This window comes from Caballeronia choica (genome assembly GCF_001544535.1).
GTDB lineage: Bacteria > Pseudomonadota > Gammaproteobacteria > Burkholderiales > Burkholderiaceae > Caballeronia > Caballeronia choica.
The window spans coordinates 36,815-54,542 of record NZ_FCON02000027.1 but is presented as its reverse complement, the minus strand read 5'-3'; the positions used below and the strand labels follow the sequence as shown (position 1 = coordinate 54,542).

Sequence of the window (17,728 nt, the reverse complement as noted above, 5' to 3'; positions counted from 1 at the left end):
GTATTCACGGAAACCCGCACCGATGGCAAAACCAAAACAAACTTGCGGACTTCCGCAGCCGGACGACCGGCAGGCCACACTCACCGCCCTGCGTCACGAAAAGATGGCGCGTTCGGCACCTGCGCACAGCGGCAAATGAACGAAGCGAACCGATGCGCGTGGCTTGGCACACTGAAAGCACGCCGCTCGCAGACCCTCGGCGCGCCGTCGTGGGCAGTCACGGGGCCGCGCATCTCGAACACTGCACACGCTTCTTGCTCGCCCGACACGCGCAGCAAATACAACTCACTCATTCAGAAAAAGATCACGCGGCCGTTGCAGGCACGGCGCCTGCGCATTGCCATCAAGTTGGCTTCCAAAGGAGAAACTGAGATGGACACGAACAAGATGCAGGGTGCCGTCGAGGATGCGACGGGCAAGGTCCAGCAAGCCGTCGGCGATGTGCTGGAAGAGGCGTCGACCCAGCTTTCCGGGGAGGTGCGTGATCTGAGCGGGAAAGCACAGAAGCTTTACGCGGACGCCGCGAGCGTCTTGCGTGACCAGGCCGTCGAAAGCCCGCTTGCCGCGGTGGGTATCGCCGCGTTGGTTGGCTTTCTGATCGGCGTGGCTTGGTCGAGCGCCGGCGAACGTTCGTATGATCGCCCTGCCCGCCGACCGGGCCCGCCCAATCGCACGACCTGCTGAGCATCCTAGCCGCCGCGCGGGCCAGGTCGAAAGGCTGGAGTCAGGAAGAGAGGTCGAATCATGACGGTTCAATCGAAGATTGCAACGTGGCGCAGCGTCGGTCGATTTTGTGCGCGACGCGTGTCCGACTACGGCGAGTTGTTCAGGATCGAACTAGCCGAGACGAAGGCGCGCGTGCTCGGCGAAGTGGTCGCGCTGGTGGCGCTGGCAATTGGCGCGCTGTTCACGCTCTCCTTTCTTTGCATCGCCATCATCGCGACCGCGGCGGGCACGCCATATTTTCTTCAGGTTGCATGGGGCGTGGCGGGCGCATGGCTTCTCGTGACGCTGATCGCGGCAATTGTCATGCGCTCCCGCCGCGCCGCCGAGCCCTTCCAGACCCTGCGAACCGAAATAGAACGTGATTTGCAGGCGATCAAGGAGGCAAGCAAATGAGCCGTGAAAATCGCGGGCACGTCGAGGCCCAGGCGGTCGTCCTGACGCGCATGGCGGCGACACGCAGTGAATTGCTGTCCCGGCGCAAGCCGACTTATGCCGTGCGTGTGATTCCAAAGCCGCGCGTCGGGGCTGACGCCGGGCCGTGGGTGTTAAGAACGCCGAATGCGGCGTTGATCGCGGTTCTTCTTGTCGGGGCGGTCGTTTTGGGGCCACGTCGGGCACTGCAGACCGCGCTCCAAAGTGCGCTTCACACGGGCCTGAGTGTCTGGACGAGCAGGATAGTAAGCGCGTTCACTGGTGAGCGCTAGGACTCGGCGGTTGGCTGCTGTGTACGACTGGCACACTCGGCCCGGACCTCACGCAGCTTGCAAGCCGCCGGACGCTCGCGGCCGGCTCGGTCCCGATGCGCCGCCGCAGGTTCCCGAACCACTGGCGGCAACACTGGTGCACGACGCTCCCTCCGTGCTGATCGTCGCGCTGCTCGGGTGGGCGAGCGGCGCCCACGCCCACGTCTTGCCGGCCGACGCTCGCGGGATCCCGCACTTCGGCTGGAGCTTCGAGCCTTGGGTGGTCGGCTTGCTGATCGCGAGCGGCGCGCTGTATGTCGTCGGATACGTGCGGCTGCGGGTGCGCAGCCGCCGCTCCCGTCCCGTCCGTGCAATTCATCTGGCCGCCTTCCTGCTCGGCTGGCTGGCGCTCGTCGCGGCACTCGATTCGCCGCTCGACACGCTTGCCGCCGCGCTCTTCTCGGCGCACATGATCCAGCACGAAGTGCTGATGTTGATAGCCGCGCCCTTGCTCGTGACCGGCCGCCCGCTCGCGGTCTGGATCTGGGCGTTGCCGGCGGCGACGCGCGGCGGGGTCGGCCGCGCCGTACGTACGCGCTGGATTCGCGTGCCATGGCGCGTGCTGACAATGCCGCTCATCGCGTGGATGCTGCATGCGGCGACGCTATGGGCCTGGCATGCACCCGCATTCTTCGAAGCCGCGCTCGCACGGCCCGGCATCCACACGTTTCAGCACGCCAGCTTTCTGGTGAGCGCGCTGTTGTTCTGGTGGACGGTGTTCGGCAATCCGGCGCGCGGCGAACGCGGCGCGCACGCGCTGCTGTCGCTTTTCACGACGATGGTTCATACGAGTGCGCTCGGCGCGCTGCTCACGCTCGCACCGGGAATCTGGTACCCGTCGTACATCGAGAGCACGAGCGCGCTCGGCTTCGATCCGCTGCTGGACCAGCAGTTGGGCGGACTCGTGATGTGGGTGCCGGGCGGGCTCGCGTATCTGATCGGCGGGCTTGTAGTCGGTGCCCGCTGGCTCACCCGGCGCACTCCGCGGCCAGCGGTGCCAGCGATATCCGGCGGCAGGTAGGCGCTGTTTCGGGTCCACGCGGCCACGCGGCCACGCGGCCACGCGCGATGTTGCCGCAACACCCTTTCTGAGCGGAACCCGGACTGCTGAACGAAGTCCAGCGCGCCTCGCGGCGACCTGCGTTTCCGTTCCGTCCATCCGCGACGTCACCGCACCGCCCCCGTGCACGATGGGTCTCGCGGAACCCAAAAGTCATCTGAATTGGCCCGCGCCCGTTACCCGGCGGTCGTGCGAGCAAGCCGCCTCAGCCGCCTGTTTACCGACTCTCCAGAGTGTGCAAGTATCCTTCCCAACACACGCACGAGTTGCCGTGCATCCAGTTTCGCCATGTTGCTTCCCTACGAGGTTGAGGATGGACTTGAAGTTCTGGAAGACCGAGAAGCATTCCGGCGAGCCGACGCCAAACTGGCCGGTCGACACGCACGAAGCACTAAGGCAGCTCGTGACCATGTACCTGCGCGCGGACACGCCGCCGTTTTCGACCTGGGCAGCACGCGGTATCGAATTCGCGTCGAACGTGGCGCCGATCGCCCAAAACGGTGCAAAGGGGTACCAGCTCGCACTGTGGTTCTGGCTGTTTGCGGAAAAGCACGGTGCCCTGGCTGCCAGGATGGCTCGCGAAAGTTTCTGCTTGCTCGCAAACGAGGCACAGCCAGGGAGCGGCGACGCCATCGACCCGCTCCTCGACCTCGAGAATCGCCTTGCTCGTGCCTTTGAGGCCATATCGGCTGAACAGCGCACGTTCAGAGAGGACGGCGTGTCAGTGGAACTGCCCATGGAGTTCTTCCTGGCCACCGGCTTCCTCAAGCTGGCTCCCGACTCGCCCTATGCAGGTGAGGCGAGCGCCGGCCTGCAAGGCAACGATTACAAGCTGGCGGACTGTTTTCGTCATGCCACGGAGCAGGCACTCGCCGTGTTCCGGCCGATGATAGAGGCGGTAGGTTTCGACGCCAGCTCCCTGCCCAACTGGAAATGGAGCGCGCGTCCGGGTGCGGCTGAACGACACCTGCAACGGCGCCACAACAATCCGCTGTTTCCGTTGCATCGTCAGATGGTTACGACGAACGACGTGCACGAAGCCCGCGTCACGGATAACCGGGCGCTGCTGGAGATCAGGCACGACCTCAACGATATCGCACGCGAGTTTTATTCGACAAACGATCTCCCATTGAACTGGCGCCCGTTTTTGGACGGGTTCCGCGAACGCCTGGACGAACTCGAAGACCGCCGGCTGATCGCAGGCGGTCCTGACAGGGCACTCAGCGACGCGATCGCGGAAGTGCGGCTCCACGTGCTCACCGCATGGCGCAACGCGATTCAAACGAATCGCCAGAGCCTTGCGAGGCTAGACCAGGAAGAAGCGCAAAAGGCCGAACGTCGCGCCCTGCTGTACGAGTGCGACTGGACCGCTCAGTTGTTGAGTCACGGCTCGCAGATTCCTCCTGAGGAGGTTGTTCCCGCCCTGCTCAGCGAATCGCCGTTGGACCTTGGGAAGGCCGTGACGAGCCTGCAGGCTGACCCTCGACTGCATGAGACGCTTGCCAAGTGCCGGATCACCGCACATCGGCTTGCGGAATCGGTTCGGGCGGCCGGACACGACGTCCCGGATATCAGCGAGAAGCTACGCATCCTGGACGGCACACCGGGACAAGTGCCGGCCTGAGCTCGCGTAGCTTCGAACGATTTAATCCTGCTTGTTTGAAGCGAGGCGCCGATACGACGCCAGTTTCTTTCCTGGCGTTCGCCGATCCGACCCGTCGATCCACAGCGGTTGTCGGCGATCGCTTTCCTTGCTTGTCGAGTTCTGCCATCGCGGTGACTCTCCATCTATATGCCTTGCCCTCGCGTGCGCGCGACAGCCTCGCGATCTGCTGATTGACATTCCCGAGTTGGCGAAACCGTCGAATCGGCTTGGCGCGGGCACTAATCCCCCCAACCTAAGCACCTCCCCCACCCGCCGCTTCAACGTCACTTCCGCTCATATGCCTTCGCCCTCCGGGAGAAAAAGCAAAGTCGAATCTCTTCGTTGGTCGGGATCGCAGTCAATGCTTCAATGCATCGATACCGAACCCATCGACCTTCACGGAGATCCCCATGACCGACGCAGCCACCCTTTCGCATCCCTCCGCAGACCAACGATCGTCCGTGCAGCCGGAGCTGCAGGTCCGTCCGATCGGCGGGCGCGTCGGTGCGGAGATACGCGGCGTGTTGCTCGGCGCCGAGCTCGATGACACCGCTATCGACGCCATCAACGCCGCGCTCCTGAAGCACAAAGTGCTGTTCTTCCGCGGCCAGTCGCATCTCGACGACGCGGCTCAGGAAGCCTTCGCCGCACGCTTCGGCGAGACCGTCGCGCATCCGACGGTGGCATCGCTGGGCGCCGGCAGCCGCCTGCTCGAACTCGACTCGAAGCACGGCACGCGCGCGAATTCGTGGCACACCGACGTCACGTTCGTCGACGCCTATCCGAAGATCTCGATCCTGCGCGGCGTCGTGATTCCGCCGGCAGGCGGCGACACCGTATGGGCCAATACCGTCGCCGCTTACCAGCACTTGCCGCAGCCGTTGCGCGAGCTAGCCGATACCTTGTGGGCCGTGCATTCGAACGCCTACGACTACGCGGCGACCCGCTCGACGCCCGCCACCGAAGCGGACCTCGCCTACCGCGAGCAGTTCACCTCGACACTCTACGAGACCGAGCATCCGGTCGTGCGGGTGCATCCTGAAACGGGCGAGCGCAGTCTCGTGCTCGGGCACTTCGTGCAGCGTTTCGTCGGCTTGTCGCAGCGCGATTCGGATCGCCTGCTCGAACTCTTCCAGGACCACATCACGCGTCTCGAGAACACCGTGCGCTGGCGCTGGACGCAGGGCGACGTCGCGATCTGGGACAACCGCGCGACACAGCACTACGCCGTCGCCGATTACGCCGATGCGCATCGCGTCGTGCGCCGCGCGACCGTCCATGGCGATGCGCCGGTGAGCATCGACGGCCGCACGAGCCGCACAACCTCCCGCACGACCCGTTCGTGATTCGTCTGCCCTTCCCTGCCCTTTCCCTGTATAAGCAATGAAACTGCGATTTCTACTCAAGACGCTGACGCTCGCGCTCAGCGTCCTCGCGAGCGCGACTGCGTTCGCCGCCGAGCCCGGCGTCGTCAAGATCGGCGTAGCGCAACAAGGCACGGGCGATCCGCCCGTGTTCGGCGGCTCGCCCGCCGCGACCGCGCTGCTGCAACATCGCGTCGAGGATGCGCTCAAGGCCGATGGCACCAAGGTCGAATGGATCTTCTTCAAGGGCGCGGGACCGGCCGTGAACGAGGCGCTCGCCAACAAGCAGATCGACTTTGCCTACCAGGGCGACCTGCCCGCCGTGCTCGGCCGCGCGAACGGCCTCAAGACGCACCTGCTGCTGGCGTCGAACGTGCGCGCGGGCGTGTATCTCGCGGTGCCGCCCGACTCCGACATCAAGGGCGTGAAGGATCTCAAGGGCAAGCGCGTCGGCATCTTCCGGGGCACCAACCTGCAACTCGTCGCCGACAACGTCCTCAAGGAAAACGGTCTCACCGAGCGCGACCTGCGCGTGATCAATCTCGATTCGGCGGCAGCGCAGGCGGCGCTGGCATCGAAGGGCGTGGATGCGGTCTTCCTCGACTACAACCTGTTCAAGCTCCAGCGGCAAGGGCTCGCGAAGATCGTCTATGCCTCGCGCGACGGCGGCCTGCAACTCACGCGGCAAGCGCATCTGCTCGTGCTCGACGACTTCGAGCGCACGCACCCGGAGATCGTGCAGAAAGTGGTGACGTCGGTCGTGCAGGCGTCGCAGTGGTCGTCCGATGAAGCCAATCGCAATGCGCTGTTCGACCTGTGGGCGAAGAGCGGCGTGCCGGCGGAGTCGTGGCAATCGGAATATGCGAACCAGCAGTTGAAGGACCGCAGTTCGCCGCTGATCGATCCGTTCCTGGTCGCGCGCTACCAGGCCGTCGCCGACGACGCGCTGCGGCTGAACCTGATCCGTCAGCCGGTGAGCGTGAACGGCTGGTTCGAGCCGAAGTACCTGGACGAAGCGCTCAAGACGCTGAAGCTCCAGGCCTACTGGCCGCGCTTCGATGCATCGGGCAAGCCGATCGCATCCTGACCCAAGGAGGCTCGACCATGGCGAACGGTCTCGCACGTAGTTTCGATCCCGCGGTCGACGTCGGCGTGCCTCGCGCACGAACGTCGGCGCGCGCTTCACTTCTGAACGGCTCGCGCGCATTCGGCTGGATCGCCCTGCCCTGGCTGCTGCCCGCGCTCGGCGCCCTGCTCTGGATATTCGGCTCTCACTACGGCTGGATCTCGGCGCAAGTGTTGCCGCCGCCGTCGCTCGTCTTCGATACGCTTGCCGGCATGGTCCGCAGCGGCGAGTTGTGGCTGCATGTCGGCGCGAGCTTGTCGCGGGTCGCGGTGGGCTTCGGCGCGGGCGTGCTGCTGGGCCTGTTGCTCGGCGGCGTGCTCGGGCTTTCGCGCACGGCGGAAGCCTATGTGCTGCCCGCGTTCAACGCGATCGTGCAGGTGCCGGTGCTCGGCTGGCTGCCGTTCCTGATGATCGTCGTCGGCATCGGCGAGCCGCTGAAGTACATCCTGATCGCGCACGCCGCGCTCGTTCCCGTCACGCTGGGCACGCTGCAGGGCTTCCGTCAGACACCCGACGCCTACCGGGACGTCGCGCGCGTGTTCCGCTTCACGCGCGCGCAGACGATCCGCTCGGTGATCCTTCCCGCCGCCGTGCCGGTGATCGGCACCAGTGTGCGGCTCGCCTTCACGAAGGCGTGGCTCACGCTGGTCGTGGTGGAACTCGTCGCATCGTCGGAAGGGCTTGGCTACCTGATCGTCTACGGTCGGCAGTTGTTCCAGCTCGATCTCGTGCTGGCGTCGGTGCTCGTGGTCGGCGCAATCGGGTATCTGGCTGATCGCTTCCTGACGCTCCTCGAAGCGCGCTTGCAACGCGGCAACGCGCAATAACGGAGCCATGCATGACTGACACTTCACTCGAACTCGAAGCCGGACACGCCGCCGGCACTCATCAACCTTCCGGCCGATGGCGCGGCTGGGTGCTGCCGCTCCTGGCGCTCGCCGCGTGGTGGTATGTCGCGCGCAACGCCAGCAGCACGCACGGCATCATGGTGTCGCCCGTGCAGGTGTGGCACACCGCGATCGACCAGGCCGCGAGCGGCGCGCTGTGGCGCGCGTTGTCCGCATCGCTTGCGCGCGAGCTGACCGGCTTCGCGATCGGCACGGTGGCGGGCCTTGCGCTCGGCGCGCTGCTCGGCGTCTCGAAGCTCGCGAACCGCGCAATCGGCCCGAGCTTCAATACGTTCAAGCAAGTGTCGCTGTTCGCGTGGATCCCGTTGATCTCCGTGTGGTTCGGCTTGGGCGACGTCGCGAAAGTCGTGTTCCTCTCGCTCGCGGCGCTCGTGCCGGTCGTCGCGCATACGAGCGATGGCATCCGCGCCGTGTCGCCCGCCATGCTCGAGGTTGCGCGCGTGTTCCGCTACAGCAAGTGGCAGACAGTCACCTCCGTCGTGCTGCCGGCCGCATTGCCTTCGGTATTCACCGGCATCTATCTCGCGCTGATCTATTCCTGGCTGGCGACGCTCGGCGCCGAGTATCTGCTCGTGGCCGGCAGCGGGATCGGCAATACGCTCGTCGATGGCAGCGAGCAGTTCCGCATGGATCTCGTCGTGTTCGGCGTCATCGTGATCGGCGTGACGGGCTGGGCGCTCAACGCGCTCGCGCGTGCCGTCCAGCGGCGCTGGTTCACTCATGCGCTTCATGCGCGTCAAACGAATTAGGAGCTTCACCGTGTCGACCGTCATCCAGGATTCCAACAGCAGGCTCGACCTGCGGCAAGTCGGCAAGCATTTCGCGGGCGACGCCGCCGCGCGTCCGGTGCTCGACGGCATCGACCTGTCGATTGCGAGCGGCGAGTTCGTCAGCATCGTCGGCGCGAGCGGCTGCGGCAAGTCCACGCTGCTGCGTCTCGTCGCCGGACTCGACGACGAATTCGACGGCGCGATCGACTTCGCCGGCGAGCCGGTGCGCACGACCGATCTCGCGCGCGGCATCGTGTTTCAGGACCATCGCCTGTTTCCTTGGCTCGACGTCGAGCAGAACATCGCGATCGCGCTGAAGAATGCGCCGCTCTCGCGCGAAGAGAAACGGCGCGCGGTTGAAGAGCATGTTGCGCTCGTCGGCTTGCGTGGCTATGAGCATCATTTCCCGCATCAGTTGTCGGGCGGGATGGCGCAACGCGTCGCGATCGCGCGCGGGCTTGTGAACCGCCCGCGCCTCCTGCTGCTCGACGAACCGTTCGGCGCGCTCGATGCGCTCACGCGCACGCGGCTTCAGCGCGAGTTGCAACGCATCTGGGAACACGAGCGGATCACGATGGTGCTCGTCACGCACGACGTCGACGAGGCGGTGTTTCTCGCGGATCGCGTGGTCGTGATGCGGGCGCGTCCCGGACGGATCGGCAAGGTGATCGATGTCGGGCTGACGCGGCCGCGCGATCGCAGCGATGCGCGGTTCGTCAGCTTGCGCGATGAGATCCTCGGAGAACTCGGGCAATTGCAGAGCGATGTCGCAAGGGAAAGCCTCTGAGTCACCGAGCAGCAACAGCGCGCACTGGACCAGCGGTTCCCTGTCGCGCCACTTCCACCGGACTGAAGATACGATGAGCCAGAACGAACAACAACAGAAGCCAAAGCGGCAAATGCATTTGGGCGCGTTCCTGATGGAGACGGGACATCACATCGCCGCGTGGCGTCATCCCGATGCACAAGCCGACGGCGGACTCAACTTCCCGCATTACGCGCAGCTCGCGCAAATCGCCGAGCGCGCGAAGTTCGACGCGATCTTCTTCGCCGACGGCGTCAGTGTCCGCGATACGCACCTCCCATCGCTCTCGCGCACCGCACGCGCCGATCACTTCGAGCCGCTGACGCTCCTGTCGGCGCTGTCGGTCGTCACGCGCAACATCGGACTGATCGCGACCGTATCGACCACCTTCAACGAGCCCTACAATCTCGCGCGCAAATTTGCCTCGCTCGATCACCTGAGCGGTGGCCGCTCGGGCTGGAACCTCGTGACGTCGAGCACGGAATCGGAGGCGCAGAACTTCAGCTTCGAGCAGCATCCGGATCATGCCGTACGCTATGAACGCGCCCGCGAGTTCTACGATGTCGTCGCGGGCCTGTGGGATAGCTGGGAAGACGACGCGTTCATCCGCGACAAGCAAAGCGGCGTCTATTTCGATCCGGACAAACTGCACGTGCTCAATCATCGCGGCAAGCATTTCAAGGTGCGCGGGCCGCTCAATGTGGCGCGCTCGCCGCAGGGGTGGCCCGTGGTCGTGCAGGCGGGCGCGTCGGAGGCGGGCAAGGAACTGGCGGCCCAGACCGCCGAGGTCGTGTTCGTCGCGCACCAGACGCTTGAAGAGGCGCAGGCGTTCTATCGCGATCTCAAGGGCAGGCTCGCACGTTATGGAAGGCGGCCGGAGCATCTGAAGATCATGCCCGGCATCTTCCCGGTGATCGGCAGGACCGAAGCCGAGGCACGCGAAAAATTCGACGCGTTGCAGGACCTGATCCATCCGACGGTCGGCTTGTCGTTGCTGTCGAATATGTCGGGTGGCGTAGACCTTTCGCAGTATCCGGTCGACGGGCCGTTGCCGGACTTGCCGGAAACCAACGGTGGCAAGAGCCGGCAGCGACTCCTGTTCGACCTCGCGAGGCGCGAGAACCTGACGATCCGCGATCTGTATCTGCGCATCGCGGGAGCGCGCGGTCATCAGCAGGTGGTGGGCACGCCGCAGAGCATCGCCGATCAATTGCAGCAGTGGTTCGAGGATGGCGGCGCCGATGGCTTCAATATCATGTCGCCGTGGCTGCCTGGAGGGCTGGTCGAATTCGCCGAGCTTGTCGTGCCGGAGCTTCAGCGGCGGGGGCTGTTTCGTACCGAGTATGAAGGGGTCACGTTGCGCGAGAATCTAGGATTGCCGCGGCCACAGAATCGGGCTGGGGTTGAGGCAGGGGGTGTGGGGTCGCTGCGCACCAGGGAGGGCGCTTACGCCGTTTGACGCTTTTGCGCTGTCATGGAACTTGTGTTGGTGTTGGTGGCCGCTAGCGCTTAGGGTCGGTGCTGACCCTGGCCCCCGCGAACCACACTCCATGCTTACGATCCGAAATCAGTGACAGCGCTTTTCCCAATGGTGATGGACCTTGACCTCATGGCAAACCGGATGATGGTGCTCATAGGCAAAGACCGGCGCTACGGAAAAAAGCGTGGTTGCAGCAACAACGATGACAAGAACAGCCTTCTTCATGGATCAATCTCTACTGGCGAGTGAATGGAGCCGGGATCCTACCAGCTCCATATTACGAGAGGCTAAACGCCCTGACACTCGCCGGTCGCCCACCCTCACTGATTGACGGCGTCCTTGAATGCCTTGCCGGCGGTGAACTTCACGGTCTTTGCGGCGGCAATCTCAATCGTTTCGCCCGTCTTCGGATTGCGTCCGGAGCGGGCCGCGCGAGAGCCACTCGCGAACGTGCCGAAGCCGATCAACTGCACACTGTCGCCGGCGGCAACGGTCTTCGAAACCGCGGCCAGCACCGCGTCGATCGTCTCGGCGGTGGCGCTTTTGCTGATGCCTGCTTGCGCAGCAACCGCATCGATCAGTTCCTGTTTGTTCATGATGACGTCCTTGCGAAAGTTAAAAGTAGGCCCGGATGGACTTGGTGCCCGCTACCTTACCGGACGATCCGCCCGCGCGCAAACAGTCCCTTCCGATCCCTGGAGGCCGGCACTACATCGATCGTCCCGGCGGCAGGGGTCTTTCGGACGTTTCGCCGGCACCGCTTCCGATGGACGGAAGATCGAATTTCTCGATCCACACCCCGTCTCTCGGGTTGACGCGTTCACGCGTCGCCCGCCTTGGTTCTGAGCAGGTTCAGCATTCACGAACGTCTCGCACGCGGCGCGGGAGGCAACCAGGCCGCCCGCTGATTCGGTGTGGCGTTCCAATAGAGCGAGACGTTCGGGACGCAATCCGAAGACGCAGGCAAAGCCCGTCTTAGTGGGCAGAGCGCCCGAAGAGCGGAAAGTGGCGCTTTGTCTTCGGTGGCTCGTCGTCGCCGATCAGACCGAATTCGATCGGAACCCGCGTATAGAAAACGTGTACGTTTTCGGCCTTCACGAGATCGAGGATTCGCTCCGCCTCCTCTTCCGTGACGGCAAGTATGATCTGCAGGGGCTGGTCGGCAAGCTTGAGCATGTGCGCTGCGTGATGCGCACCCGCATGACCGGTGCCCTCGGCGCAACTGATCACGGTCGCACCATGAATGCCGAGCTGGCGCACCTCATGCAACAACCAGTCGCACACGGTGCGGTGACCGTGTTTTCGGTTCTGCTCGGTATAGAACGTCAGTTGATAGCCGTTCATCCGTCTTCTCCCCTCATCCGACGCCGGATCGATCGAAGTATCGTCGGCGTGGCGTGGCGTGGCGTGGTCGCGGCAACGCGAACCACCACTTTCATTCTAGTGCACCGGTGCGACGGGACAGGATGGTGCGGTGCGTCACGATTCGTGTGGTCCGTCTCCCTCCGCGCCCAACAGTTCGTACTCGATCGGACAGCGGGTGTAAAACAACGGGACGCCGCCGTGGCGCAGCCTGTCGAGCAGCACGTCGGCCCGGCTGTCGTCGGCTACCACGGTCACCGCCACGGGTTGGTCGGCGAGTTCGAAGAACCGCGCCGCGTGATACCTGCCGTGCGCGCCGATTCCTTCGGTGGCGTCAATCACCGTCGCGCCTTGAACGCCGGCTTGCTTCGCCTCGTCGAGAATCCACTCGACGACGGTCATGTGACGAATGCGGTGGCTTTGGTTCGCCACGTAGACGGTCAATTGACTGCCTTTCATGCGGTACTCCACGGTCTCAAGAGAAGAACGCAAGTCGCTCGCCGGTGCACCGCTACACGGGTCGAAACCTCGGCGCGGCGAAGGGATTTCCGCTCGTACGGGCCATGGCAAACGTGGAACGCATGTGACATGTGATGGCTTCGGCTATCACGAACAACGCGCAACCGAATCAGACAGCGCCGCCCAGGACGCGGGCGACGAAATGTCTCCCCCATGCTTCGCCGTGAGCAAAGGCCTCCGCGACCGTGGCGAATGGCCCATGATCGCCGGTCATTTCGCCGGAATTTTCTGTGAGCGTCGAGCCGTGTATCGGAGTTCCGTCGTGCCGGGTCACGATCACGCGGACATTGAAACCCGTCACGCTCGGCGGGTCAGCAGAATCGTTTTTCTGCTCTGCGGTCATGGCCAGAAGGTAATCGCCGACTTCGAGGTCTTTGTGCATTACCGTCTCCAGGTTAGGTCGCTGGCGCTTGGGTGGGTTTCAACCGTTTGATGCAATTGGGCTTGCTTACATGGAACTCGAATTGTTATCGGTCTTGATCGGAGTGGCCCTCGCCGTAGTGTCACCCTCATATCATTCACCGGGCTTGGTACACGGACCCGCTGCGCCAACTCGCGGTAATCATACATCCGTCTTCGCGCTTCGCGCGGACGGACCATTCCTGCATCATCCCTACCCCACGACTTGGGGACGTAGCGGATCGTCGATTTCGATGAAGCGCCGTGCGTCGGCCTGCGGGCACGTTGCTTGCTGCACCCTCCCCGATCAACGGGAGTGGGGAGTGAAATGAGCGACGAATATCCGACCTTGACCCTGCAGGGCACAGGGGAATGCATCACGCGTGACAAGTTTCGGGAATATTTCATGAAGCGGTTCTACGACCCCGCATGTCGGGTGGAAAAGCAAGCCTTGATGCACCTTGAGACCAAGGTGTGGCATGAGTATACGAAGTTTGCTCAACCGCTCAGTGCAGTGCTTGGGAGGGGGTAGGGCTTGCAAAAACAGGGAGAGCAGCTTTCAACCGTCAGCCCTGACAAGTTTCACTCGCCTTTAGAACCGGGTTCAAATCGAGCCGCGTGCTCGTGCTCATCGTTGTAACCGTCAATTCGAAACGAGGATTTCATGAAGAGAGTTTTTCTTACGCTTATCGCAACTGCAATGACGCTCGGCACAATTGGAACAGCCTACGCGGACGACTACGACCATCATCATCGCGAGTGCCATAAGGTCAAAGTACATCACCACTGGGAAAAGCACTGCCACTGACTGCGTTCGCGTCTTGACAGTCTTAACAAACAGGCCCCGTCAGCAAGCCGGGGTTCCCCGATGACCTGATCGACGAAGCAGTCGAAGCGAGCGGTCTCAATGGAGGCTGGATGCTCAAACGATTTGTGAATCCATTGCTTGCGAGCGCCGCCGTGCTGTCGATCATGCCTGGCGCAGCGTTCGCGCAGTCGCAAGCCGTTACCAACGCGCCGGTGGTCGTCTATGCCGGCCCTGGCGCCGACTATCCCGTGGTGACGCAACTTCCCGGCGGCGTCCCGGTCACCGTGATGGGCTGCGTCGAAGGCTACACATGGTGCGACATAGCTGCGCCGGACCTGCGTGGCTGGGCCTATGGCGGCAGCCTGAGCTATCCGTATCAGGGCGCCAATGTTCCAGTGATGAATTACGGGACCGTGATCGGCCTTCCTATCGTCACCTTTGCCATCGGAAGCTATTGGGGCAGTTACTACCGCAACCGGCCGTGGTATCACGATGAACCGCGCTGGGAGCATCATGCGCCGCCTCCGCATGCCAACGTCCCGCCGCCTCAGCACGGGGGACCGCCACCTCAGCATGGCGGACCGCCGCCTCAACATGGGGGTCCGCCGCCTCAACATGGGGGTCCGCCGGCCGAGCACGGAGGACCACCACCTCAGCATGGGGGACCGCCGGCAGAGCACGGGGGACCGCCGCCTCAGCATGGCGGGCCGCCAGCAGGGCCGCCACCGGCTCACAGTGGCGGCCCTGGTCCCGCGGGACACGGCGGTGAAGGCGGTCATGGTGGCGAAACGGAACACCAGCATTGATGGGTGATTTCCGGCTTCAACGCGCGCCACGTCATAGCTGGCATGGTCCGCAAATTCTGTGGACCGATCGCCTTAATGGTCGACCCTTGCTCCTCGATAACTAGAGATGCAAGCTGACTTGCTCGGCAAAGGCACGTATCACTTCTTCATTCCGCGACAGGAATATCCATTGACCCACGCGAGTGGGAACAAGCAGCCCCGCCTCGATCAACGTAGCGACATGTGCCGATACGGTCGACTGAGATAGCCCGCTGCGCGCATGGATCGCATTCGACGGCACGCCATGACCCAAATCGACTCGCTCCTCAGCGAAGGCCTCGTCCGGCGTCTTCAACCACAACAGGATCTCGCGCCGAAACGGGTGCGCGAGAGCCTTATGGATCAGATTCGAGTCAATCATGGCATTGGGACAGATCGCAAGAAATCGAGCCGCGCGAGGCAGGTTATGCAGGCCAAGGCCCGTATCGTGACGCGAGCGTGTCAGAACATATCCGCAGCACATTGGCGTGCTACGCCCGAACTCTCTGTTTCTCCTTCGGACCGGGACGGAATGAACGGACCGGTGATCATATTCGAGTAGCTTTGCCCAGGCCCCACCATCGGAAACACATCAGCGTTCTGGTCGACCATCACTTCGAGGAAAGCCGGTCCGTCGAAATTAACGAAGGCCTTGAGTGCGTCCTCGACCTTGCTCACCGCTTTGACGCGACGGGCAAACTCAAACCCGTCGGCCCGTGCCGACAATACGAAATTCTTGCGGTGGAGCGACTTGTCGCTCACGCACAGTCGACCGTCGTAAAAGAGTCGCTGCCACTGCCGAATCATCCCGTCACCGAGATTGTTGAGCAGCAGCACCTTGACGGGCACGCCGTACGTGGTTGCCGTCTCCAGTTCGCCGCTGTTCATCCGGATACTCCCGTCACCGTCGATGTCGATCACCAGGGCATCGGGTCGCGCCAGTTGGGCACCGATCGCCGCAGGCAGCCCGAAGCCCATCGTCCCCATGCTGCCAGACGTGAGAAAGCTTCGAGGCTCGACGAAATCGAAAAACTGCGCGGCCCACATCTGATGCTGGCCGACACCCGTAGTGATGATGGCCCGGCCGCCGGTAATCTCGCTGAGCTTTTCGATGACGAACTGCGGCTGGATCAACGGGCTGTTCCGGTCGTAATTCATGCCGTAGCGCTGCTTCAGTTCCATCACCCGCTCAAGCCAGTCCGAAGGCGAGTGCGAAGCCGACCCAGACTCCATCAAGGACGACAACGTGTCCTTCGCATCGCCAACGTGACTCCAGTGTGCCCGTTTGACTTTGTTGATCTCCGCCTCGTCGATGTCGATGTGCGCGACATAGCGCGCGCCCGGCGCGAAGGCGTCGGGGCGACCGCCGGCAACGCGGTCATCGAAGCGGGCACCCACTGCAATCAGGAAGTCGCAGTCCTCGACCGCGTAGTTCGCACAGGCAGCGCCATGCATTCCCAACATGCCAAGCCACAGTTCGTGTTTCGCAGGCAGTGCGCCAAGACCCATGAGCGTCGTCACGACCGGGATGCTGTAGCGCTCGCTGAACCGGCGCAACTCGGCCGTCGCGCCCGCCCCGATCACACCGCCGCCCACATACAAAAGTGGCCGTTTGCTTTGCGCAAGAAGATCGAAAAATTCGGCGCGCTTGTTTTCGTCGAGATGAGCGCCTTTCGCCATCATTCGGAGTCGATCGGAATAGCCTCGAAACTGCAACGTGCCTTGTCCATGGTACGGACCCATCCAGTTCTGAATGTCCTTCGGCACATCCACGACAACCGGCCCCGGACGCCCTGTGCGAGCGATTTCGAATGCGCTCCGCAGGGTCTGTTCCAGCTTCTCCGGGTCGGTTACCAGAAAGACCTGCTTCGCGCAGGCCGACATGATGTTGAAGACGGGCGCCTCCTGAAAGGCATCGGAACCAATCGCGGCACGCGGCACCTGTCCGCATATGAGCACGACAGGGACCGAATCGCCATTGCAGTCGGCAATCGGCGTCACGGCATTCGTTGCCCCCGGCCCGGACGTCACCATGAATACGCCGACTTTTCCGCTCGCGCGAGCATAGCCCGCGGCCATGAAACCCGCAGCCTGTTCATTGGCCGGCACAACGAACCTGATCTGGCGTTCGGGGGCTGCCTTGTGCGCTTCGTTGAAGCGAAAAACGGCGTCGTACGTCGGCAGGATCGCGCCGCCGCTGTATCCAAAGAGCGTATCGACGCCCTGCTCGGCAAGTACGCGCAGAATGATGTCGGCGCCCGACATCCACTCGCTGGCATGCGTCGATTTCGTGAAGGCTCGTGAAGCAACGTTTGGGTTCTGGGTCATGGCTGACTCGCATGGAGTTCGGCGCCGGCGGAATCAGCGGCCGAAATTAAAGGGCGATCTCCCTTCCAATTCGAGAACAGCGTATGTTCGACACCAGCTTATGGACCATCGCTCCGACGGGTTCTCCGTACCTGGCCATGTCCACCCAGCACTTTGTTGATGTGCTGCTGGAAGAATTGTGAGGTTGCTGATGACCATTCTGCCAACGATCCATGCTGCGCGCCCATCCAGGGAGTTCATCCGCAGGCCAAAATAGGCGGCATCCTGGCCATGACGTCAATGGCGCGTTGCCGACAAGGCTCGGGCGATGCTTCCGGCGATGTCGTCGCCAAGATCTTCCCTGACCAGTGCCAAGGCAAGATGGATGCCCGCACTCGCGCCGACCGCCGAGTACAGCTTGCCGTCCTTCACGCAGCCTGGTTTGGTCACGACGTGCACCGATGGATACTCGGTTGCGAGGCGTTGCGCGTCGCGCCAGTGCGTGGCTAGCCAGCGATGGTCGGCAAGTCCGGCGCGCGCGAGCAGGAAAGCACCGTTGGACACCGACGCGAGCTTTCGCGTGTTGCGTCCCGCAGCGCCGAGCCAATCCACCAGTTCCCCATGTTCACGCCTCGAACCGACGACCGGAGAACCGGGGACAACGACAATGTCGAATGGCGCGAGCACATCCAGCAGGCACTCGGTCGTGCCCACCGCCGTGCCGTTCGAGCACAAGACAGGTCCAGGCGACGGCCCGACGAGATGCTGTTCATAGAACGCTCCGCCCCACAGACGGTTTGCTTCCTGAAACACATCCATCGGACCGCTCACTTCGAGTAGCTGGAACCCCGCGTATAGCATCATCGCGACACGCATGTGCCC

At 63.2% G+C, this 17,728-nt stretch carries 21 protein-coding genes; 13 read left to right on the top strand and 8 right to left on the bottom strand.

Translation table 11 applies throughout. The features are described from left to right. Nucleotides 1-372 precede the first annotated feature (372 nt). The 11 genes from AWB68_RS14715 to AWB68_RS14665 all read left to right on the top strand — a co-directional run bounded on the left by AWB68_RS14715 (nt 373) and on the right by AWB68_RS14665 (nt 10,606). The gene (locus AWB68_RS14715; protein WP_087645112.1) at nt 373-684 is read left to right on the top strand and encodes a CsbD family protein; all 312 of its coding nucleotides are present in this window, start codon (nt 373-375) and stop codon (nt 682-684) included. A 60-nt stretch (nt 685-744) separates the two neighbouring features. Then, nucleotides 745-1,119 (top strand): phage holin family protein, encoded by a 375-nt coding sequence (locus tag AWB68_RS14710; RefSeq protein ID WP_087645089.1) that lies wholly within the window; start codon nt 745-747, stop codon nt 1,117-1,119. Continuing rightward, nucleotides 1,116-1,430 carry a hypothetical protein gene (locus tag AWB68_RS14705; RefSeq protein ID WP_087645088.1) on the top strand — a complete coding sequence of 105 codons (315 nt, stop codon included), beginning with the start codon at nt 1,116-1,118 and terminating at the stop codon, nt 1,428-1,430. The genes AWB68_RS14710 and AWB68_RS14705 overlap by 4 nt, the downstream gene beginning before the upstream one ends. A 136-nt stretch (nt 1,431-1,566) precedes the next feature. Then, nucleotides 1,567-2,490, top strand: a complete 924-nt coding sequence (locus AWB68_RS14700; RefSeq protein WP_087645087.1) for a cytochrome c oxidase assembly protein — start codon at nt 1,567-1,569, stop codon at nt 2,488-2,490. A 352-nt stretch (nt 2,491-2,842) separates the two neighbouring features. Next, the gene (locus AWB68_RS14695) at nt 2,843-4,153 is read left to right on the top strand and encodes a tryptophan leader peptide (protein ID WP_087645086.1); all 1,311 of its coding nucleotides are present in this window, start codon (nt 2,843-2,845) and stop codon (nt 4,151-4,153) included. A gap of 431 nt (nt 4,154-4,584) precedes the next feature. Beyond that, nucleotides 4,585-5,520 (top strand): TauD/TfdA dioxygenase family protein, encoded by a 936-nt coding sequence (locus AWB68_RS14690; protein ID WP_087645085.1) that lies wholly within the window; start codon nt 4,585-4,587, stop codon nt 5,518-5,520. A gap of 37 nt (nt 5,521-5,557) precedes the next feature. Beyond that, entirely contained in the window at nt 5,558-6,625 is a 1,068-nt protein-coding gene (locus AWB68_RS14685; protein WP_087645084.1) for an ABC transporter substrate-binding protein, read from the top strand. 17 nt (nt 6,626-6,642) lie between these two features. Further along, complete coding sequence (locus AWB68_RS14680) at nt 6,643-7,491, top strand: ABC transporter permease (RefSeq protein WP_087645083.1); 849 nt, start codon at nt 6,643-6,645, stop codon at nt 7,489-7,491. An 11-nt stretch (nt 7,492-7,502) separates the two neighbouring features. Then, complete coding sequence (locus AWB68_RS14675) at nt 7,503-8,321, top strand: ABC transporter permease (RefSeq protein ID WP_087645082.1); 819 nt, start codon at nt 7,503-7,505, stop codon at nt 8,319-8,321. Nucleotides 8,322-8,331: 10 nt separating this feature from the next. Then, nucleotides 8,332-9,129: an ABC transporter ATP-binding protein gene (locus AWB68_RS14670; protein WP_235028335.1), complete on the top strand. Its 798-nt coding sequence runs from the start codon at nt 8,332-8,334 to the stop codon at nt 9,127-9,129. Between the two features lie 73 nt (nt 9,130-9,202). Next, on the top strand, nt 9,203-10,606 hold the full coding sequence (locus tag AWB68_RS14665; protein WP_235028334.1) for an LLM class flavin-dependent oxidoreductase: 1,404 nt from the start codon (nt 9,203-9,205) through the stop codon (nt 10,604-10,606). A 108-nt stretch (nt 10,607-10,714) separates the two neighbouring features. On the opposite strand, the gene AWB68_RS48865 is transcribed toward AWB68_RS14665, so the two are convergent. From AWB68_RS48865 to AWB68_RS14645, 5 genes are all read right to left on the bottom strand, one after another. Next, nucleotides 10,715-10,852, bottom strand: coding sequence for a hypothetical protein (locus AWB68_RS48865; protein ID WP_200828697.1), 138 nt, complete (start codon nt 10,850-10,852; stop codon nt 10,715-10,717). A 95-nt stretch (nt 10,853-10,947) separates the two neighbouring features. After that, nucleotides 10,948-11,223 carry an HU family DNA-binding protein gene (locus tag AWB68_RS14660; RefSeq protein ID WP_087645081.1) on the bottom strand — a complete coding sequence of 92 codons (276 nt, stop codon included), beginning with the start codon at nt 11,221-11,223 and terminating at the stop codon, nt 10,948-10,950. Nucleotides 11,224-11,602: 379 nt separating this feature from the next. Next, nucleotides 11,603-11,971 (bottom strand): DUF190 domain-containing protein, encoded by a 369-nt coding sequence (locus tag AWB68_RS14655; RefSeq protein WP_087645080.1) that lies wholly within the window; start codon nt 11,969-11,971, stop codon nt 11,603-11,605. Between the two features lie 135 nt (nt 11,972-12,106). Further along, nucleotides 12,107-12,448 carry a DUF190 domain-containing protein gene (locus tag AWB68_RS14650; protein ID WP_087645079.1) on the bottom strand — a complete coding sequence of 114 codons (342 nt, stop codon included), beginning with the start codon at nt 12,446-12,448 and terminating at the stop codon, nt 12,107-12,109. A gap of 169 nt (nt 12,449-12,617) precedes the next feature. Next, nucleotides 12,618-12,890: a hypothetical protein gene (locus AWB68_RS14645; protein WP_087645078.1), complete on the bottom strand. Its 273-nt coding sequence runs from the start codon at nt 12,888-12,890 to the stop codon at nt 12,618-12,620. Nucleotides 12,891-13,235: 345 nt separating this feature from the next. Between AWB68_RS14645 and AWB68_RS14640 the strand changes: the two genes are divergently transcribed. Next, a complete protein-coding gene (locus AWB68_RS14640) occupies nt 13,236-13,439 on the top strand; it encodes a hypothetical protein (protein ID WP_087645077.1) in 204 nt (67 codons plus the stop codon). Between the two features lie 386 nt (nt 13,440-13,825). Continuing rightward, nucleotides 13,826-14,521, top strand: coding sequence for an SH3 domain-containing protein (locus AWB68_RS14635; RefSeq protein ID WP_087645076.1), 696 nt, complete (start codon nt 13,826-13,828; stop codon nt 14,519-14,521). 100 nt (nt 14,522-14,621) lie between these two features. Here AWB68_RS14635 and AWB68_RS14630 read toward each other — a convergent pair whose 3' ends face one another. The 3 genes from AWB68_RS14630 to AWB68_RS14620 form a co-directional block, all read right to left on the bottom strand. After that, nucleotides 14,622-14,921, bottom strand: coding sequence for an ArsR/SmtB family transcription factor (locus tag AWB68_RS14630; protein WP_087645075.1), 300 nt, complete (start codon nt 14,919-14,921; stop codon nt 14,622-14,624). A gap of 80 nt (nt 14,922-15,001) precedes the next feature. Then, nucleotides 15,002-16,867: a biosynthetic-type acetolactate synthase large subunit gene (gene ilvB / locus AWB68_RS14625; protein WP_087645074.1), complete on the bottom strand. Its 1,866-nt coding sequence runs from the start codon at nt 16,865-16,867 to the stop codon at nt 15,002-15,004. 276 nt (nt 16,868-17,143) lie between these two features. Beyond that, nucleotides 17,144-17,722, bottom strand: coding sequence for an AraC family transcriptional regulator (locus tag AWB68_RS14620; protein WP_087645073.1), 579 nt, complete (start codon nt 17,720-17,722; stop codon nt 17,144-17,146). Nucleotides 17,723-17,728 lie beyond the last annotated feature (6 nt).

What these genes read in the sequence shown, in the direction of transcription:
- AWB68_RS14640 (WP_087645077.1), top strand. Translation starts at nt 13,236, where the DNA reads ATGAGCGACGAATATCCGACCTTGACCCTGCAGGGCACAGGGGAATGC.
- AWB68_RS14650 (WP_087645079.1), bottom strand. Translation starts at nt 12,448, where the DNA reads ATGAAAGGCAGTCAATTGACCGTCTACGTGGCGAACCAAAGCCACCGC.
- AWB68_RS48865 (WP_200828697.1), bottom strand. Translation starts at nt 10,852, where the DNA reads ATGAAGAAGGCTGTTCTTGTCATCGTTGTTGCTGCAACCACGCTTTTT.
- AWB68_RS14675 (WP_087645082.1), top strand. Translation starts at nt 7,503, where the DNA reads ATGACTGACACTTCACTCGAACTCGAAGCCGGACACGCCGCCGGCACT.
- AWB68_RS14715 (WP_087645112.1), top strand. Translation starts at nt 373, where the DNA reads ATGGACACGAACAAGATGCAGGGTGCCGTCGAGGATGCGACGGGCAAG.
- AWB68_RS14705 (WP_087645088.1), top strand. Translation starts at nt 1,116, where the DNA reads ATGAGCCGTGAAAATCGCGGGCACGTCGAGGCCCAGGCGGTCGTCCTG.
- ilvB (WP_087645074.1), bottom strand. Translation starts at nt 16,867, where the DNA reads ATGACCCAGAACCCAAACGTTGCTTCACGAGCCTTCACGAAATCGACG.
- AWB68_RS14710 (WP_087645089.1), top strand. Translation starts at nt 745, where the DNA reads ATGACGGTTCAATCGAAGATTGCAACGTGGCGCAGCGTCGGTCGATTT.
- AWB68_RS14680 (WP_087645083.1), top strand. Translation starts at nt 6,643, where the DNA reads ATGGCGAACGGTCTCGCACGTAGTTTCGATCCCGCGGTCGACGTCGGC.
- AWB68_RS14695 (WP_087645086.1), top strand. Translation starts at nt 2,843, where the DNA reads ATGGACTTGAAGTTCTGGAAGACCGAGAAGCATTCCGGCGAGCCGACG.
- AWB68_RS14685 (WP_087645084.1), top strand. Translation starts at nt 5,558, where the DNA reads ATGAAACTGCGATTTCTACTCAAGACGCTGACGCTCGCGCTCAGCGTC.
- AWB68_RS14655 (WP_087645080.1), bottom strand. Translation starts at nt 11,971, where the DNA reads ATGAACGGCTATCAACTGACGTTCTATACCGAGCAGAACCGAAAACAC.
- AWB68_RS14660 (WP_087645081.1), bottom strand. Translation starts at nt 11,223, where the DNA reads ATGAACAAACAGGAACTGATCGATGCGGTTGCTGCGCAAGCAGGCATC.
- AWB68_RS14620 (WP_087645073.1), bottom strand. Translation starts at nt 17,722, where the DNA reads ATGCGTGTCGCGATGATGCTATACGCGGGGTTCCAGCTACTCGAAGTG.
- AWB68_RS14645 (WP_087645078.1), bottom strand. Translation starts at nt 12,890, where the DNA reads ATGCACAAAGACCTCGAAGTCGGCGATTACCTTCTGGCCATGACCGCA.
- AWB68_RS14630 (WP_087645075.1), bottom strand. Translation starts at nt 14,921, where the DNA reads ATGATTGACTCGAATCTGATCCATAAGGCTCTCGCGCACCCGTTTCGG.
- AWB68_RS14665 (WP_235028334.1), top strand. Translation starts at nt 9,203, where the DNA reads ATGAGCCAGAACGAACAACAACAGAAGCCAAAGCGGCAAATGCATTTG.
- AWB68_RS14690 (WP_087645085.1), top strand. Translation starts at nt 4,585, where the DNA reads ATGACCGACGCAGCCACCCTTTCGCATCCCTCCGCAGACCAACGATCG.
- AWB68_RS14635 (WP_087645076.1), top strand. Translation starts at nt 13,826, where the DNA reads ATGCTCAAACGATTTGTGAATCCATTGCTTGCGAGCGCCGCCGTGCTG.